The organism is Mesorhizobium sp. M0830, assembly GCF_040319965.1.
In the GTDB taxonomy this organism is placed as follows: domain Bacteria; phylum Pseudomonadota; class Alphaproteobacteria; order Rhizobiales; family Rhizobiaceae; genus Mesorhizobium.
Map to the genome: position 1 here is coordinate 54,346 of NZ_JAMYOR010000012.1, position 17,174 is coordinate 71,519.

General features: G+C 63.4%; 20 protein-coding genes. 9 read left to right on the forward strand and 11 right to left on the reverse strand.

Annotation, left to right across the window (positions count from 1 at the left end; genetic code table 11):
* Nucleotides 1–28: 28 nt before the first annotated feature.
* Nucleotides 29–1,576 (reverse strand): magnesium-protoporphyrin IX monomethyl ester anaerobic oxidative cyclase, encoded by a 1,548-nt coding sequence (bchE, locus tag NKI20_RS09980; RefSeq protein ID WP_352830171.1) that lies wholly within the window; start codon nt 1,574–1,576, stop codon nt 29–31.
* Nucleotides 1,577–1,690: 114 nt separating this feature from the next.
* Nucleotides 1,691–2,167: an Lrp/AsnC family transcriptional regulator gene (locus tag NKI20_RS09985; RefSeq protein WP_352486123.1), complete on the reverse strand. Its 477-nt coding sequence runs from the start codon at nt 2,165–2,167 to the stop codon at nt 1,691–1,693.
* A 138-nt stretch (nt 2,168–2,305) separates the two neighbouring features.
* Here NKI20_RS09985 and phhA point away from each other — a divergent pair, with 138 nt between their 5' ends.
* A complete protein-coding gene (gene phhA / locus NKI20_RS09990; protein WP_352830172.1) occupies nt 2,306–3,142 on the forward strand; it encodes a phenylalanine 4-monooxygenase in 837 nt (278 codons plus the stop codon).
* 129 nt (nt 3,143–3,271) lie between these two features.
* Here the strand turns inward: phhA and NKI20_RS09995 are convergent, their stop codons facing one another.
* The gene (locus tag NKI20_RS09995) at nt 3,272–4,033 is read right to left on the reverse strand and encodes a GGDEF domain-containing protein (protein WP_352830174.1); all 762 of its coding nucleotides are present in this window, start codon (nt 4,031–4,033) and stop codon (nt 3,272–3,274) included.
* Between the two features lie 160 nt (nt 4,034–4,193).
* Here NKI20_RS09995 and NKI20_RS10000 point away from each other — a divergent pair, with 160 nt between their 5' ends.
* On the forward strand, nt 4,194–4,901 hold the full coding sequence (locus NKI20_RS10000; RefSeq protein ID WP_023761376.1) for a pyrimidine 5'-nucleotidase: 708 nt from the start codon (nt 4,194–4,196) through the stop codon (nt 4,899–4,901).
* Between the two features lie 19 nt (nt 4,902–4,920).
* Here NKI20_RS10000 and NKI20_RS10005 read toward each other — a convergent pair whose 3' ends face one another.
* Nucleotides 4,921–5,760, reverse strand: coding sequence for an LOG family protein (locus NKI20_RS10005; RefSeq protein WP_023761377.1), 840 nt, complete (start codon nt 5,758–5,760; stop codon nt 4,921–4,923).
* A gap of 228 nt (nt 5,761–5,988) precedes the next feature.
* Between NKI20_RS10005 and dapD the strand changes: the two genes are divergently transcribed.
* The 4 genes from dapD to NKI20_RS10025 all read left to right on the forward strand — a co-directional run bounded on the left by dapD (nt 5,989) and on the right by NKI20_RS10025 (nt 8,438).
* On the forward strand, nt 5,989–6,843 hold the full coding sequence (gene dapD, locus NKI20_RS10010; RefSeq protein WP_352830176.1) for a 2,3,4,5-tetrahydropyridine-2,6-dicarboxylate N-succinyltransferase: 855 nt from the start codon (nt 5,989–5,991) through the stop codon (nt 6,841–6,843).
* 72 nt (nt 6,844–6,915) lie between these two features.
* Nucleotides 6,916–7,278: a DUF805 domain-containing protein gene (locus NKI20_RS10015; protein ID WP_023761379.1), complete on the forward strand. Its 363-nt coding sequence runs from the start codon at nt 6,916–6,918 to the stop codon at nt 7,276–7,278.
* Nucleotides 7,271–7,648: a DUF805 domain-containing protein gene (locus NKI20_RS10020; protein ID WP_352830178.1), complete on the forward strand. Its 378-nt coding sequence runs from the start codon at nt 7,271–7,273 to the stop codon at nt 7,646–7,648. The genes NKI20_RS10015 and NKI20_RS10020 overlap by 8 nt, the downstream gene beginning before the upstream one ends.
* Before the next feature lie 13 nt (nt 7,649–7,661).
* The gene (locus NKI20_RS10025; RefSeq protein ID WP_352830180.1) at nt 7,662–8,438 is read left to right on the forward strand and encodes a hypothetical protein; all 777 of its coding nucleotides are present in this window, start codon (nt 7,662–7,664) and stop codon (nt 8,436–8,438) included.
* Here NKI20_RS10025 and NKI20_RS10030 read toward each other — a convergent pair.
* Nucleotides 8,338–9,378: a 2-dehydropantoate 2-reductase gene (locus NKI20_RS10030; protein ID WP_352830181.1), complete on the reverse strand. Its 1,041-nt coding sequence runs from the start codon at nt 9,376–9,378 to the stop codon at nt 8,338–8,340. The genes NKI20_RS10025 and NKI20_RS10030 overlap by 101 nt on opposite strands.
* A 126-nt stretch (nt 9,379–9,504) precedes the next feature.
* Here NKI20_RS10030 and dapE point away from each other — a divergent pair, with 126 nt between their 5' ends.
* On the forward strand, nt 9,505–10,698 hold the full coding sequence (dapE, locus tag NKI20_RS10035; protein ID WP_352830183.1) for a succinyl-diaminopimelate desuccinylase: 1,194 nt from the start codon (nt 9,505–9,507) through the stop codon (nt 10,696–10,698).
* Nucleotides 10,699–10,701: 3 nt separating this feature from the next.
* Entirely contained in the window at nt 10,702–11,334 is a 633-nt protein-coding gene (locus tag NKI20_RS10040) for a transporter (protein ID WP_352486124.1), read from the forward strand.
* Nucleotides 11,335–11,390: 56 nt separating this feature from the next.
* On the opposite strand, the gene truA is transcribed toward NKI20_RS10040, so the two are convergent.
* The 4 genes from truA to def all read right to left on the reverse strand — a co-directional run bounded on the left by truA (nt 11,391) and on the right by def (nt 14,281).
* Nucleotides 11,391–12,155: a tRNA pseudouridine(38-40) synthase TruA gene (truA, locus tag NKI20_RS10045; protein ID WP_352830185.1), complete on the reverse strand. Its 765-nt coding sequence runs from the start codon at nt 12,153–12,155 to the stop codon at nt 11,391–11,393.
* Nucleotides 12,156–12,285: 130 nt separating this feature from the next.
* Nucleotides 12,286–12,795, reverse strand: a complete 510-nt coding sequence (locus NKI20_RS10050) for a GNAT family N-acetyltransferase (protein ID WP_023761385.1) — start codon at nt 12,793–12,795, stop codon at nt 12,286–12,288.
* Nucleotides 12,792–13,745, reverse strand: coding sequence for a methionyl-tRNA formyltransferase (gene fmt / locus NKI20_RS10055; RefSeq protein ID WP_023761386.1), 954 nt, complete (start codon nt 13,743–13,745; stop codon nt 12,792–12,794). Before fmt ends, NKI20_RS10050 begins: the two co-directional genes overlap by 4 nt.
* Before the next feature lie 5 nt (nt 13,746–13,750).
* On the reverse strand, nt 13,751–14,281 hold the full coding sequence (gene def / locus NKI20_RS10060; RefSeq protein WP_023761387.1) for a peptide deformylase: 531 nt from the start codon (nt 14,279–14,281) through the stop codon (nt 13,751–13,753).
* Nucleotides 14,282–14,384: 103 nt separating this feature from the next.
* On the opposite strand from def, the gene NKI20_RS10065 reads away from it, so the two are divergent.
* Nucleotides 14,385–15,656 (forward strand): DNA recombination protein RmuC, encoded by a 1,272-nt coding sequence (locus NKI20_RS10065; protein ID WP_023761388.1) that lies wholly within the window; start codon nt 14,385–14,387, stop codon nt 15,654–15,656.
* Between the two features lie 6 nt (nt 15,657–15,662).
* Here the strand turns inward: NKI20_RS10065 and NKI20_RS10070 are convergent, their stop codons facing one another.
* Nucleotides 15,663–16,067: a GFA family protein gene (locus tag NKI20_RS10070; protein WP_023761389.1), complete on the reverse strand. Its 405-nt coding sequence runs from the start codon at nt 16,065–16,067 to the stop codon at nt 15,663–15,665.
* Between the two features lie 62 nt (nt 16,068–16,129).
* The gene (locus tag NKI20_RS10075) at nt 16,130–17,095 is read right to left on the reverse strand and encodes a cation diffusion facilitator family transporter (RefSeq protein ID WP_352486125.1); all 966 of its coding nucleotides are present in this window, start codon (nt 17,093–17,095) and stop codon (nt 16,130–16,132) included.
* Nucleotides 17,096–17,174 lie beyond the last annotated feature (79 nt).

Consider the following 17,174-nt stretch of genomic DNA (forward strand, 5'->3'; position numbering starts at 1 on the left):
CATGTTTTTATGAGATTGCCAAGAGCTGTCACGCGCGGGGTGAAATCGCAATCTCGGGCGATGTCAGTTTGCGCTTGAGGCGTTGGACGACCATCGATTCCTCTTCCGTGTCCTGCGGCGCGCCCCAGAATTCGGCAAGCGTCGGACCGTCCTTCACCCTGATGTCGCGGACCAGAAAACCCCAGACCTCGCGGAACCAGACGCGCCGGCCCATCTGGGTATACCAGCGCATCGAGTGCCGCTGCTCGGGATCCCTATGGAACAGGATCCGCGCCAGCGCCTTCGGCCGCGACTGCACCGCCAGCTCGATCAGCTTGACGCTGAAGAACAGCATCCACGGCTTCAGCCGCGTCATCTGCAGCACCTGGTGCTTGTAGTCCCACAGCCGGGCATCCTTCTGGATCACCTTGCGGCCCCGGGCGATCCTGAAGAACGGCGTCCAGCGATGCGGCGTCACATAAAGCGCCTGGATCTGGTCCGGGTCGTAGGCGATCAACTGGCGAAAGCCGCGCCACAGGTCGCGAAATCCCTCATCCTCGAAGCCGGCTACCCAGGTCGCCATCGACAGTATGCCGTTGCGGCGCAGCAGCCTTATCGCCTCGCGGTCGGATGAGGTGCTGCCGCCCTTGCGGATCAATTGAAGCGTCTGCTCGTCGGTATTTTCCATGCCGAGCAGCCAGCGGATGACACCTGCCTTGCGATAGAGGTGCAGGATGTCGGCGTCGCGCACGATGTCGTCGGCGCGGGTCGAGCCGACGATCAGCACCGGCACATTCTCGATAATCAGGGCATCGAGAAAGGCGCGCCAGGCCTTCTTCGATACCGTCGGGTTCTCGTCGGCGAGATTGATCAGTTCAACGCCGTGCTCGCGGTGCAACCATGCTATTTCTTGCGCGAATTTAACCGGGTCGCGATGCCGCCAGCGGGTCCAGAAGCCGCGCTGGCCGCAATAGTTGCACAGATGCGGGCAGCCGCGCGAAAACTGCATGACCACGGCACGCTTGCCGCCCCAATAGCTGTAGCGCCCGTGATCGATCAGCTCCCAGCCGACACGGTAGGCGTCGAGTTCTGCGATGGTCATGGCCGGCTGCGTGGCAAAGGGACGGCGCAGATCGTCGCGATAGGCGATGCCGGCCACGCTCCCCGGCGGCTGGTGCATTTCAAGCGCCTCGACCAGCGCCACCACGGTCGCCTCGCCCTCGCCGCGCACGACGAAGTCGAAGACGTCCGTTTCAGCCAGTATGTCACGCCAGTGATAGGTTGGAAAAACACCGCCATAGATGATGATGGTCGCCGGCTCGCGCTGCTTGATCATCTTGGCGAGGAGCAGGGCGGTCGGGTGCGCCGAGGTCGAGCCGGAATGGCCGATCAGGACGAAGTCTGGATGGTCTTCCAGTGCATTGCGCACAACGCTGTCGAGCGGCATCGGCCCGAATTCGGCGTCGACGAGGCGCACCGCATGACCGGCATCGATAAGCGGTCCGCCGAGCGCCAGCAGGCCGAGGGGCGGCAGGTGGTCGTCGGGCACGCGACTGCCGATGGCGGTGTGCGGCGGATTGATCAGGACGATGTTCATGGCGGACCTCCGGCTGTTGGTCCGCGCAAGCTGGCCGGCGATGTGGACACGGGCTTGGCCCGCTTCAGCAGTTTGCGTGCAGCTTTCCCGCAGGAATACTGAAGGCAGGCATTGTCACCGCCTCAGGTGGGCGAGCGGCACGTGGCCAGGCCCCTTGATGTTCTGCAGCACGAGCTGGGTATGAACGTCGCGCACGCCGTCGAGCCGCATCAGCCGGTGCATGACGAAGGCGTTGAGCTCGTCGACCGACGGCACCATGACATGCAGCAGGAAATCGTGGTCGCCGGTCATTGTCCAGCACGCGGACACCTCGTCCATGCGCTGGACCGCGGCGATGAAGCTTTCGGGCGAGCCGTCGCTGTGGCTGACAAGGCGCACCTGGATGAACACCTCGACCATTAGCCCGACCGCGCGGCGGCTGATCACCGCGGCAAAACCCTTGATGATACCGGTCTCCTGCAGCGCCTCGAAGCGCCGTGCGCAAGGCGTCGTCGACAGGCCGATCTCTTGTGCCAGCTCGGAGACAGGCTTACGCCCGTCGCGCTGCAGGACATCGAGCATCCTGATCTCGAAATCATCGAATTGAGGCATCTTCACTCCTCCAAAAGGGCTTCTGAGTAAATCTTACCTCGATTCCTCTCGTTGAGCCATCATCAAAACCGATTTGCCTCGGCAAATCCGGCTATCCTTTCAACACGTCAGCCATCCATGATCTGCGAGGAGAAAGTCATGACGACGATGACAGTTGCGGAATACGCCCGCGATTGCGCGGCGCAAGGGTTGCGCGGCGACTATTCGGTCTGCCGTGCCGATTTCACCGTGGCGCAGGGTTACGACTACAGCGACGAAGAGCAGGCAGTGTGGCGCACGCTGTGCGACCGCCAGACCGAACTGACGCGCAAGCTCGCCCACCACTCCTATCTAGACGGCGTCGAGAAGCTCGGCCTGCTCGACCGCATCCCTGATTTCGACGAGGTCAGCGCCAAGCTGCGCAAGCTGACCGGCTGGGAGATCGTTGCCGTGCCAGGTCTCATTCCCGCGGCTCCCTTCTTCGACCATCTCGCCAATCGCCGATTCCCGGTCACCAACTGGCTACGGACCAGGCAGGAGCTCGACTACATCGTCGAACCGGACATGTTCCATGACTTCTTCGGCCACGTCCCGGTGTTGTCGCAGCCGGTGTTTGCCGATTTCATGCAAATGTATGGCCGCAAGGCCGGCGACATCATTGCGCTGGGCGGCGACGAGATGATCACCAGGCTCTACTGGTATACGGCAGAATACGGCCTGATGCAGGAGGCCGGCCAGCCGCTGAAGGCCTTTGGCGCCGGCCTGATGTCCTCGTTCACGGAATTGCAGTTCGCCGTCGACGGCAAGGATGCCCACCACGCGCCCTTCGACCTGGAGACGGTGATGCGGACCGGCTACGAGATCGACAAGTTCCAGCGCGTCTATTTCGTGCTGCCGTCGTTTGACGCCTTGCGCGATGCCTTCCGGACCGCCGACTTCGAGGCGATAGTCGCCCGCCGCAAGGGCCAGCCGGCACTCGACCCGGCGACGGTCTGACGCCTTAGTCGGCCTCGGCCTCGTCTCGCTGGCCGCAGCCGCCGTGCTGATGCGCATCGCCGTCTACGGCTTTTGAGCCATGCCCTGCATCCGCCGGCGCCATTACCGGCGCCCGCATCGGCGGCTTGATCAGGCCGCTTCGGAAATGTCCGTGCCGAGGATCGTCAGGTTGCGGCCCTGATGCTTGGCCTGGTAGAGGCGCCGGTCGGCGGCGTGCATCAGGTCCGACACGCTCATATCTTCGCCGCAGACGGTGCCGCCGATGCTGACGGTGAGTGGGATGGTCCGCTCGTCGACGGGCCGGAAGCGGATCAGCTCGACTTCGCGGCGAATACGCTCGGCGACGCGCTTGGCCTCCTGCTCGGTGGCGCCGGTCAGGAAGGCGCCGAACTCCTCGCCGCCGATGCGGCCGAGCACATCGCCGCTGCGCACGCCGCGCTGAATCGCGCTGGCGATCAAACGCAGCGCGTCATCGCCGGTCAGGTGGCCAAAATTGTCGTTGATCCTCTTGAAGTGGTCGGCGTCGATGATCAGCAGCGCGCCGCGATCGGACTTGCGGCGCGAACCCTCCAGCGCGGCAAAGAAGCTTTCCCGGTTGAGCATGCCGGTCATGTCGTCGCGGCTTGCCTTTTCCGCCAGGCGGCGATGCGCGGCGGCGAGCTGGGCATGCGCGCGAGCGAGGTCGCGATGTGCGTTTTTCAGCCTGTCGCTTTGCCAGAAAGTGCTTGCGCTGGCGGCCCATGTCAGCACCAGTGGACAGAGCGTAGAGGTCAGCCAGATCGTGCGGTTGACCGGGAATCCCATCGCCGGAACGATGATCAGCGTCAAAACGAGCGATGCCGCGACTGACGCGAAAGCGACGGCGGCGGATCTCAGAATTATGCTGTTCATCGCTTGCTCCCACAAGACTGTCTCTGTGCCAGCAAGCCCTGAAGGGCACCTTTCCCGGATGACTAAAATTTGAACGGTGAGGTCATTTCTGCAATCATAGCGAGTAGAAGTTGTGGATAAAGTCTCTTTCAGGCCGTCCGTTTCATGCCATAAGGAGCAGATGACCACGCTCCCTGACCCCGCCCGCTTCGCCCATGTCACCGATTGGGTGTTCGACCTCGACAACACGCTCTATCCGCATCATTCGAATCTGTTCTCTCAGATCGACGTCAAGATGACCGCCTACGTCGGCGAACTCCTGGCGCTGCCGCGCGACGACGCGCGCAAATTGCAGAAGGAGCTCTACCGCGAATATGGCACGACGCTGAACGGGCTGATGACGCGCCACGGCATCGACCCCGACGATTTCCTCGAGAAGGTCCATGACATCGATTACTCATGGCTGGTGCCCGATCCCGTCCTCGGCACGGCCATCCGCCAGCTTCCGGGCCGCAAGTTCATCTTCACCAATGGCGACCGCAGGCATGCCGAACGCACCGCGCGCCAGCTCGGCATTCTCGAACATTTCGACGCCATCTTCGATATCGTCGCCGCCGGGCTCAATCCCAAGCCGGCGCGCCAGACCTATGAGAAGTTCGCCGAACTCCACTCCGTTATCGGCCACAATGCAGTGATGTTCGAAGACCTTGCCCGCAACCTTTCGGTGCCGAAGTCGCTGGGCATGACCACGGTGCTTGTCGTGCCGCGCAATTTCGAACCGACCTTTTCCGAGATCTGGGAGCGCGATCCAGCCAACGAGGATGACGTCGATTTCGTCACCGACGACCTTGCCAGCTTCCTGACGGCGGTAGTCGAGGTAACGGCCTGAAGCGTCCTGCCCGCCAGGTTCACAGACTGTAGAAGCGGCTGATGATCCCCCAGGCCTCGTCGGCGGTGTCGACGAAATCGATGATATCCTGGTCGCCGGGGCTGATCGTGCCCTGCTCGGCGAGGAAATCGAGATCGATCGCCCGTTTCCAGAAGGATTTGCCGAACAGGATCACCGGCACGCGCTCCATGCGGCCGGTCTGGATCAGGGTCAGCGTCTCGAAGAACTCGTCCATTGTTCCGAAGCCGCCGGGAAACACCGCGACGGCCTTGGCGCGCATGACGAAATGCATCTTGCGGATGGCGAAATAGTGGAAGTTGAAGCAGAGCTCCGGTGTCACATAGCTGTTCGGTGCCTGCTCGTGCGGCAGGACGATGTTGAGGCCGATCGACGGCGCGCCGACATCGTCGGCGCCGCGGTTTCCCGCTTCCATCACGCCGGGTCCGCCACCGGTCACCACGACATATTCGCGGTAGTATGACGTGGCCGACTGCTGCGAGCAGAGGCGGGCGAATTTGCGCGCCTCCTCGTAGTATTTGCTGTTTTTCTCGAGGTTCTTCTTCTGCGTTTCGTTCTTGGCCGCCCAGGCCTCGCCGCCGGGCTCAGGCAGGCGTGCGCCACCAAACAGGATGACCGTCGAACGGATGCCGCGTTCGGCCAGGATCATCTCAGGCTTCAAGAGTTCGAGCTGCAGCCTGACCGCGCGCAATTCGCGACGCGTCATGAAGTCGGGGTCGTTCCAGGCCAGCCGATAGGTCTCGGCACGCGTCTGCGGCGTGTCCGGCACACTCTTCGACCGCTCCAGATCCTCGTCCGAATGCGGCAGCGGCGTCCACCCCGCCTTTTCCATAGGAGTCATAATTGCGCTACCCGTCCAAATTCTTCAGTTGCGCCGTCCCATGGCGCAGCCGCGATTGACCCTCATTGAGCCTTAACATAAGCAGGTTCCGCAAAAGTGTCCGACGGTTTTGCGACAAGAACCTGCTACATGCAAAGACCCAGGAAGGCAAAGCCTGCCAGCGGTCCGCGCGACTTTCAAAACAGGTTAAGGCGCAGCCCCTTAACAGCTTGGTAATGGAGCGAATTCATGTCGAAGCCAGATCTGGCGAGCCTCGAAAAGACCATTGAGAAGGCCTTCGAGGAACGCGACACGATTTCGACGATGACACGCGGCGAGACGCGCGACGCCATCCAGTCGGCGCTCGACCTGCTCGACCGCGGCACCGCCCGTGTCGCCGAGCGGCAGGCCGACGGCAAGTGGCATGTCAACCAGTGGCTGAAGAAAGCCGTGCTGTTGTCGTTCCGGCTCAATCCAATGGAGATCATCAAGGGCGGCCCGGGCCAGGCGGTGTGGTGGGACAAGGTGCCGTCGAAGTTCGATGGCTGGAGCGCCGTCGATTTCGAGAAGGCGGGATTCCGCGCCGTGCCGTCATCGATCGTGCGCCGTTCGGCGTATGTCGCGCCGGGCGCCGTGCTGATGCCGTCCTTCGTCAATGTCGGCGCCTATGTCGATACCGGCACCATGGTCGACACCTGGGCCTCGGTCGGCTCCTGTGCGCAGATAGGCAAGAACGTGCACCTGTCCGGCGGCGTCGGCATTGGCGGCGTGCTGGAGCCGATGCAGGCCGGCCCGACCATCATCGAGGACAATTGCTTCATCGGCGCGCGCTCGGAAGTGGTCGAGGGCTGCATCGTGCGCGAAGGCTCGGTGCTCGGGATGGGCGTCTTCATCGGCCAGTCGACGAAGATCGTCGACCGCGCCACGGGCGAGGTTTTCTATGGCGAGGTGCCCTCGAATTCCGTCGTCGTCGCCGGCTCGCTGCCTGGCAAGCCGTTGCCGAACGGCAAGCCGGGCCCAAGCCTCTACTGCGCCGTCATCGTCAAGCGCGTCGATGCCAAGACCCGGTCCAAGACCTCGATCAACGAATTGCTGCGCGATTGATCTTTGCGCAAAGCGGGCGCACCTTCCGCCGGCGCGACGATCGGTCGCGCTGGTTCAACATGGAGGGGTGACATGGACTGGAAGTATCTTCTCACAAGTTTCGACGGCCGCATCAACCGTGGCAAGTTCTGGGCTGGCATCGGCGTATTCATCGTTATCGGCATCGTTGCCTTCATTCTCGACGCGATTCTGGGCACGCGATTCACCACGGCCAGCGGCGCCCAGGTCGGCATCATCGGCATCCTGTTCGCGCTGGCGTCGATTTATTTCGCCATTGCCCTCTATGCCAAACGCTGGCACGACCGCAACAAGTCGGGCTGGTGGACGCTGATCGGCCTCGTACCCATCATCGGGGGCATCTGGCTGCTGGTCGAACTCGGCATCCTCGAAGGCTCCAGGGGTGCCAATCAATATGGACCGGACCCGCTTGCCTAACAGATCAGATCTTACCTGGCTTTTCTTCAAAACATCGGGCCGCGTCAGTCGCGCGGCCTATTTCCTTGGTGGATTGCTCGTTGCCATCATCCAGGCCTTCCCGCTCTACCGGTTCACGCTGGTGCCCGAGGGCTCGCCCGAGAGCAACATGTGGTCGTTCATCTTCTTTATCGCTTTCATCGCATCGCTGTGGTCGAACATCGTGCTGGCGGTGAAGCGGCTGCACGACTTGGACAAGCCGGGCATTGCCGCGCTGATCCTGTTCGTCCCGGTGGTCTCGATCGTCGCCTTCCTTGTGTTGTGCCTGTTTCCAGGGCAGCCTGGACCCAATCGCTATGGCCGGCGCACCAACGAGCCGGCACAATCCTGAGGGCCGATCGGACATGCGCTACCGCACGCTTGATCCGGAACTGATCGTCGACACCGCCGAGCGGCTCGAAGAGCGGATCGCCGACCGTTTTCCCGAAGCGGGATTGCGTGGCGTCGCCGCCGAGCTGGTCTCCCTGTCGCGCGATTTGGCCAAGGCCGCCAAGGCGCTCGAGTCGCCGATCTGGTGGCTGCGCGGGCTCATCATTGCCGCCGTCGTCGCCGGCGCGCTGGTGTTCCTGTTCGTCGGCACCATCCTGCCGCTCATTCATATCTCCCAGGCCGACGATGCGGTTCAGTCGGTGCAAGGTATCGAAGCCACGATCAACATGATGATCCTTGCCGTGCTTGGCTTCCTGGCGTTGACCCGAACCGAGGAGCGTATCAAGCGCAAACAGGTGTTCCGTCAGTTGCACGGCCTGCGCTCGCTGATCCATGTCATCGACATGCATCAGCTGACCAAGGATCCGGCAGCTCTTTCGGCCGATTTCAGGCCGACCACGCATTCTCCTGCCCGCATCACCAATGCCGCCGACCTGGCGCGTTATCTCGACTATTGCTCCGAAATGCTGTCGATCACCGGCAAGATCGCAGCGCTGTTCGCGCAGTCGGTCAATGACGATGTCGTCATCGATGGCGTCAACGACATCGAGAACCTGGCGTCCAACCTGTCGCGGAAAATCTGGCAGAAGATCACGTTGATCGACGGCCGGCCGGCGCCGCAGCGATCTGCCCCGGCGACAGGCCCGGCGAGCCAACCCGCTCCGCTTCCGCCGCGCGCACCAGCGCAGTGATCCGCTGGACCATCGGCGCCGGCGTGCCGGCCTTATCCGCCAGCCGCAGGATGGCGCCCTGCAAGTCGTCGATTTCCGTCGGTCGGCCGCGCTGCAAATCGTCCCACATTGACGAGCGCGCTTGTGGATCGATCGCCAGCATGCGCCGGGCCAGCAGTTTGAACAGGCAGTCGGGCATCCTGAGCACCTTCGACAGCAGGGATGGCCGCAGGCCGGCAATCCGCGCCGGCTCAATGCCGGACGCTTTCATCGCCGTGAGCGCCTCGTCGATCTGACCGGCCAGAATCAGCCGCCAGCGCCGATCGGCCAATTCGGTTGCCAGGGGCAGGTCCGACAGCGCCACCAGCGGGTTGTTCAAATTCATCAGCAGCTTGCCCCACAGCACGGCCTTCATGTCGCCACGGGCCTCGACCGCAAAACCTTCGACACCAAGCAGATGGATCAGGCCGGAATTGCCGTCTTCGACCATCACCTTGCTGTCGCTGGCGCGGTGAACGCGCAGCGGCAGTTCGCCATCCGGGGACTGCACGACATTGAACGGCACCATGCCGGCCAGCACTGTTTGCCCGGTAAGCCCGGCGCGCAGCCTTTCTGCATTTTCGATGCCATTCTGCAGGCTCACCACAACCGCATCCGGGCGGGCATGGACCTTGATGAGGCCTGCCATATCCTGCGTCGCGCCGCTCTTGACCGTGACCAGGATCACATCCGCCTCCGGCAGGGCGGCCGGATCGGTGGTGACTGCAAGCGCCTCCGGCTTGATCGAGCGATCGCGACCTTCAAGATCGGTGACCCGCAATCCGCCCTGCCGCAACGCCGCATCGATACGCGGCCGGGCCAGCAGAATCACCCGGCGCCCGGCGAGCGCCAGGCAGCCGCCGGCATAGCAGCCGATGCTGCCGGCACCGGCAATGACGATTCTTCTTTCCCGGTCTGCCATCCTGTCGCCCGCGCGGGTCGCAGCTATACGACATGAAAACCATAATATCGGCGGTATCGCCAGCCATGAGGCTGGCCCCCATGTCTGGCCGTGACAGGCCTTCCGCTTTCGACTATCGCTTTTGCCATGACGCTGCCGACCGATCCCGCCGAAAACCTCGCTGCCCTTATCCGCTGTGCATCCGTGACGCCCGCTGAGGGCGGCGCGTTGGGCGCGCTGGAGACGATGCTGAAGCCGCTCGGCTTCCTGGTCGACCGGCCGGTGTTTTCCGAAAACGGCACGCCCGATATCGAGAACCTCTATGCGCGACGGTCCGGCAACGGCCCGCATCTGATGTTCGCAGGCCATACTGACGTGGTGCCGGTCGGTGACGAAGCCGCCTGGACGCATCCGCCCTTCGCTGCCGAGATCGCCAATGGCGAGATGTATGGCCGTGGCGCGGTCGACATGAAGGGCGGCATCGCCTGTTTCATCGCCGCCGTGGCACGCCATGTCGAGACCAAGGGCGGCCCGAAAGGGTCGGTCTCGCTGCTGATCACCGGCGACGAGGAAGGGCCGGCCATCAACGGCACGGTCAAGCTGCTCGAATGGGCGGCTGCCAGGGGTGAGAAATGGGATGCCTCCCTTGTCGGCGAGCCGACCAACCCCGATACGCTCGGCGACATGATCAAGATCGGCCGGCGCGGTTCGATGTCCGGAGCCATAACGGTCAATGGCCGTCAGGGCCATGTCGCCTATCCCTTGCTTGCCGACAATCCGGTGCGTGGGCTGATGAGCCTGGTCGACGCCTTGCTGCACCCGGACTTCGACAAGGGCACCAGGGATTTCCAGCCGACCAATCTGGAGATCACCTCCATCGATGTCGGCAATCCGGCCACCAATGTCATCGCGGCCAAGGCGACCGCGACCTTCAACATCCGCTTCAACGACAGCTGGACGGCCGAGACCCTGCAGGCCGAGATCCACAACCGGCTCGACCAGGCGGCAAGACGCAAGAAGTACCGGCAGGCCAAGAAGACGCCGGTCGACTATGAGCTGGTCTGGCGCGACCGGCCGAGCCATGTCTTCCTGACCCGCGATGACAGCCTGGTCGAGACGCTTCGCGGCTCGATCAAGTCGACGGTCGGCAAGGAGCCGGCGCTGTCGACTTCCGGCGGCACGTCCGACGCGCGTTTCATCAAGGACTATTGCCCGGTGGTCGAGTTCGGGCTTGTCGGCAAGACCATGCATATGGTCGACGAGCGTGTCGCCATTGCCGATCTCGAAACGCTGACGCAAATCTATCAACGCTTCATCGAAGACTGGTTCGGGCAGGGCTAGGGCATGCTTTCGGCTGATGAAACCCAAGCTTCGCTGACGGGCGCCTGGCGGCTCATGCTCGGCAAGGCTGACGGCTTGCGCCTGCTCGACCTGTCGGCCGACGGCTTCTGGAATTCCTTTTTCGCCATTGTCGTTGCAGCACCGGCCCTGATAGTCGGCTGGGTCGGCATCGCCAACGAGATCGGCGATCCAGACGCTTTCGCGGGGCGCTTCAGCATGCTGGTGCGTCTGGCGACCGTCGACATCGGCTCCTGGGTGCTGCCGCTGGTCGTTCTGGCCCTGGTCGCGCCGCGCGCCGGCATTGGCGGCCGCTTCGTCCACTATGTCGTCGCCAGCAACTGGGCCTCGGCCATTACTGCCTGGCTGATGCTGCCCTCGGCGCTGATCCGGCTTTTTCTATCGTCAGCGAGCCAGGTTTCAAGCCTTGTGTCGCTGTTGTTGTTTGCCCTGTCGATGGTGCTGACCTGGCGAATGACCAACGCCACAATTGGCAAGGGGCCCGCCATTGGCACCGCCGTTTTCGTCGGTATGTTCCTCGCGTCGCTGTTGGTGCTGTTCGGCCTGCAGACGCTACTCGGCATCGCCGTGCCGGATGATGTCGGGTCCCAGAGCCTTTCCGGGTTCGTCCCCGGGTAGAGCCTTCCGGACTCTACCCCAGACAGAGCCCTTCGGGCCTCTATCCCGGAGAGCCCCTATCCTGCATAGTCGATCTCAGGATAATCGACACCCACCAGAAACAGCCCGTCGGGCGGCGCCACCTGGCCGCAGGCGGCGCGGTCGTGCGCCTCGAGCGCTGTTTTCAGGTCGGCCGCGGTCCAGCTGCCTTCGCCGACTCGCTTGAGGGAACCGACCATCGAACGCACCTGATTGTGCAGGAAGGAGCGCGCCGAAGCCCTTACCTCGATCACGTCATCTTGCCTGCTCACGTCGAGCCGCTCCAGCGTCCTGATCGGGCTGTTGGCCTGGCACTGGGTCGAGCGGAAGGTGGTGAAGTCATGCCGTCCGACCAGGACCATTGCCGCTTCGTGCATGGCGCCCGCGTCAAGCCGTTTCGGCACCCACCACACTTTGCCCTTGTCGAGTGCGGCCGGCGCGCGGCGGTTGAGGATACGGTAGAGGTAGTGGCGGCCGGTGGCCGAGAATCGCGCGTCGAAGCTGTCGGAGACGACCGTTGCCTTGAGCACGGCGACGCGCGCGCCGGCCGCCTGCAGATGGGCGTTGACGGCATCGCGCACCTTGTCGTTGGGCCACGCCTTGACGAGGTCGACATGCGCAACCTGGGCGGTGGCATGCACGCCGGCATCGGTGCGGCCGGCGGCGCGCAGCCGGACCGCTTCGCCGCAGAATTTTTCGATCGCCTGCTCGATCGCCTGCTGCACCGAAGGCTGGTCCGCCTGGTGCTGCCAGCCGGCAAACAGGCTGCCGTCATATTCGATGTCGAGGCGAAAACGCGGCATGCTAGGGCGAGACGCCGAAAAGTGTGAAGCGGTTTTCGGACGACATCATGCTCGATCTCTTGGATTAGAGACGGATTCAGATTTCAGGTGGATTCGACCTGAAATCATCCGGCTCTAGGGCTGTTGCCGCCTACGCGGCGAGTGCCGAGCCGAAGGCCGACGCGTAGACCAGTTTGCCGGCTTCCGGAGCATCGCCCCAGGCCAATGCCTGCAGAGCCTCGCTTTGATACTCGCTCTCGAACTTTTCGGCGCGGGCGTGACTGTAGCCGAAACGGCTGTAATAGGCCGGATCGCCCAACACCACGGCCAGTGTCTCGCCGGTGTCCTTGAGGCGGATATGCGCCTCGCGGATCAGCGCGCCGCCGATACCGCTGCCATGGAACGAAGGCTCCACCGCCAACGGCGCCAGCGCCACGGCCGCGAAGTTCTTGCCGCCGCTTTCGACGAACAGCCGGGAAAACAGGATGTGGCCGACCACCTGGCCGTCTTCTTCCGCCACCAGTTCGGCGACGACGTCGCCGCCGGTCACCAGCGCGTCGACCAGCCCGGCCTCCGCCTGCTGGCCAAAAGCGTGCTCTTCGACGAGGCGAATGGCCTCGCGATCCCGCGGCGTCGCCGCGCGTATCGACATCATGCTCATGAGAATTTCATTCCTTTTTCGATCTTGGCCCCGCGCAGGAACTCCTGCGCGGCAGCAGGCCTTCCGCCCGCCCGTTGAACTTCGACCAGCCTGATCGCGCCTGCCCCGCAGGCGACAGTCAGCCGGTCATCGAGAATTCCTCCCGACTCGCCCAAATCTTCCGAAAGCGACAGGCCTTGCGATAGCGTCGAGCGAAGCAGTTTCAGCCGTTCCGGGCGGCCGCCAATTTCTATCTCCGACCAGGCGCCGGGAAAGGGCGACAAGCCACGAATATGATTGTGGACCTCGCTCGCCGGGCGAGTCCAGTCCACGCGCGTCTCGGATTTATCGACTTTCTTGGCGTAGGTCACCCCTTCCACCGCCTGGTCGGCAAATGTCAGCGTGTTCCTTTCCAGTCGGGCCAGCGCTTCCACCATCAGGGTTGCGCCGACGCTCATCAATCGATCGTGCAGATCGCCGGCTGTCATATCGGGCTCGATGGCGCATTTTTCAACCAATCCGACCGGACCGGTGTCCAGACCCTCTTCCATGCGCATCACCATCATGCCGGTTTCGCTGTCGCCGGACATGATGGCGCGCTGGATTGGTGCAGCCCCCCGCCAGCGCGGCAAAAGCGAGGCATGGCCGTTGATGCAGCCAAGCCGGGGCGCCTCCAGAACCGCCTTCGGCAGCAGCAGGCCGTAGGCGACCACCACGGCTACATCGGCCCGCAAGGCCCGGAAAGCGGCCTGCTCGGCCTCACCTTTGAGCGAAGTCGGTGTACGCGCCTCGATGCCCAGCCGCTCCGCTTCGCGCTGCACCGGCGACGGCGTCAGTTCCAGCCCGCGCCGTCCGGCGGCGCGCGGCGGCTGGGTGTAGACGGCTGCGACTTCATGTCCGGCCTCGGCGATGGCGCGCAACGTCGGCACCGAAAACTCCGGCGTGCCCATGAAGATGACGCGAAGGGGCATTTCCCCTATCCCACCAGCTTGCCCGGCGCCTTGTCTCTGGCGAGCTTCTTGAATTTCTTCACAACCATGTCGCGCTTCAGCTTCGAGATATGGTCGATAAACAAGACACCATTGAGGTGGTCGATCTCATGCTGCAGGCAGGTCGCCATCAGGCCCTCGGCCTCCATCTCCTGCAATTTGCCGTCACGGTCGAGATACTTGACCCGCACGGCGGCCGGGCGCTCGACCTCGGCATAATAGTCCGGGATCGACAGGCAGCCTTCCTCGTAGACGGACCGCGCATCGGCGCTCTCCAGGATTTCCGGGTTGATGAAGACGTGCGGCGCCGGCTCCTCGTCTTCCTTGGCGAGATCGATCACCAGCATGCGCAGCGGCTCGCCGATCTGGATTGCGGCCAGCCCGATGCCGGGCGCGTCATACATGGTCGCCAGCATGTCGTCGGCTAAATTGCGCAAAGGCGCGTCGACACGCTCCACCGGCTTGGAAACCTGGCGCAGGATGGGATCGGGAAGGATGATGAGCGGCTTGATCGGCATGGCGCTCCACCTAAGACCTCCAGCGAAAAGCGTCAACCGTTGCGCGCGAAGCTCGTTCACGTTTTGATCTGTGCGATCAGGGCGAATCGTTTATGCTGTCCACATGAATGATCTGAGCACCATCCTTTCGGAACCTGTCGCCCGGCTTGGCGCCACCACGATCACACTCGGCCATGCGCTGGCCTTCGGCGCCTTGCTGGTTCTCGGCCTGTTCGTGGCGCTCGTTGTCGCGCTGTGGCGGTCGGCCAAGGCGCGCGCAGTCGCTGCCGCCGAAGCCGCCGATCATGCCCGCGACGCCGAGGCGCGAATGGCCGGCATTCTGCAAAGCCAGGCCGAGATGCAGGGCCGCATGGGCGCCATCGCCGAAGTGTTCGGGGCGCGGCAAGCGGAATTGACGCAGTCGATCGGCCAGCGTCTCGATGCCATGACCGGCAGGCTCGGCCAGACCATGACCGAGCAGACGAAATCGACGCATGAAAGCCTGGCCAAATTGCAGGAGCGGCTGGCGATCATCGATGTCGCGCAAGGTAACATCCAGTCGCTCGCCGGCCAGGTCGTGCAGTTGCAGGCGATACTCTCCAACAAGCAGACGCGCGGCGCCTTCGGTCAGTCGCGCATGGAGGCGATCGTCGCCGACGGCCTGCCGCACGGCGCCTACGAATTCCAGGCGACGCTGTCGAACGGCAGCCGGCCCGACTGCCTGGTGAAGATGCCGAACGGCGCGCCGTCGCTTGCCATCGACGCCAAGTTTCCGCTGGAAGCCTGGAACGCCATCCGCGCCGCCGATGGCGCCGACCTGCAGAAGGTCGCCTCGCAGGCATTCCGCCGCGACATCGAGATCCATGTCCGCGATATCTCGGAAAAATACCTGATCCAGGGCGAGACCCAGGACACCGCCTTCATGTTCGTGCCTTCGGAATCGGTGTTCGCCGAGATCCATGAGAATTTCGAGGCGATCGTCCACAAGGCGCATCGCGCCCGTGTCGTCATCGTCTCGCCGTCGCTGCTGATGCTGTCGATCCAGGTTATTCAGGCGATCCTCAAGGACGCCCGCATGCGCGAACAGGCGCACCTGATCCAGGGCGAGGTCATCCGGCTGATGGAGGATGTTGCGCGTGTCGATGAGCGGGTGCGCAAGCTGCAGGTCCATTTCGGCCAGTCCGCCAAGGACATCGACGACATCCTGGTTTCTACTTCGAAGGTCACCAAGCGCGGCCAGAAGATCGAGGCGCTGGAGTTCGGCGCGCAGGCCGACGGCGAAGCCGCGGCGGACGCCGCGTCGCGGCCTCCCGCTGCAAAGGCTGACACGGGCGCTCGCGTTGCCGATTCGAAGACCGGGCAGCTCAGGCTGAGGGTCGTCGAAGGCGACGATTGAACAGCGCTACTGCTCCTCGACGGTGGTCATGTCCTGAAATTCCGGCAGCCAGTGCAATGCCGAGCGGTGCCAGTATTGCATCCGGGGAACCAGTTCATCGCGCTGCCTCGCCGTGCCGACCCGGATGCCATAGACTTTCGGCCCGTCGCCAACCGATGTGGCGTATAGATGCGAGCCGCACTCGCCGCAAAAGGCCTGCGCGCGCTTGGCGCCGCTCGATCCTGTCTTGATGTAGATTTTCGGCGTACCCTTGGTGATGCGGTAGTTGCTTTCGAGCGCCGGAACCGTCACGCGAAAAGCCGTGCCGGTCAGTTGCTGGCAGTCCGTGCAGTGGCAGATGTTCGTCTTTTCAGGATCGACCTCCGCCTCGTAGGTGATGGCGCCACAATGGCAGCCGCCGTCGATTTTCATCTTCGTTCCTCCAAAGTGTTGTTAATCTTAGCGAGGCAAGACCGTGAGGCAATGGCGCAACGCTAATCCGGCGCCGGATTGGATGCGGTCTCGATCAGCTTGCGCCGCTTTTCCCAGGTGCCGGTGGTCTGCGGCTTGACGAACAGCCGTGTGATCTCCGGCATCTCCTTCTGTAGCCGCGCCTCCAGGCGCTCCACACAGGCTTCGATCTCCGGCGCCGTCAGGTGATCCTCGAACTCGATGCTCAGCCCGGCAACGATCTCTGCCGGCCCCATATGGACGGTCAGAACGCCGTTCGCCCGCTGCACCGCCGGATCTTGTTGGGCGATCGCCAGCACCTGTCTCTGCACCTCGGGCGAGGCCGGCTCGCCGATCAGTAGGCCCTTGCTTTCGCGGGCCAGGAAAATTGCCGTCGCGCCAAGGATCAGCCCAATGCCGATCGAGGCGGCGCCGTCGAGTTCCGGCATCCCCAGCAGTTCCGCCGCCAGGATGCCAGCGAAGGCGACGATCAGGCCGAGAAGGGCCGCACTGTCCTCGAACAGCACGGTGTAGACGCTCGGATCCTTGCTCGACTGCACGGCCCGCAGCCAGCCTTCCTTGCCCTTCTGATTGCGGAACTCCTTCAGCGCCACCAGCCAGGAGCTGCCTTCGAACAGGAAGGAAAGGCCCAGGACGAGATAGTTCACCTTGACGTTGGCGACCGGTTCCGGCGCCATGATGTGGATCACGCCCTCGTAGAACGATACCCCGGCGCCCACGGCAAAGACGAGAAGTGCGACGATGAAACTCCAGAAATACAGTTCGCGGCCGTGACCGAGCGGATGCGTGTGGTCAGCCGGACGGGCGGCGCGATGCATGCCGTAGAGCAGCAGGCTGCCATTGCCGGTATCGACCAGCGAGTGCACGCCTTCCGACAGCATCGCCGAACTGCCGGTGAAGAAGGCGGCGGCGAACTTGGTCAGCGCGATGGCGAGATTGCCGGCCAGCGCCGTGTAGATCACCCGTTTTGAGCCGCCATGCGCAGCCATGGTGTGTGGTCCCGTTAGATGCGCACCCAGCCTAAGGCCAGAGGCAGAAGCTCCACAGACATCACAATGCACGAACCGC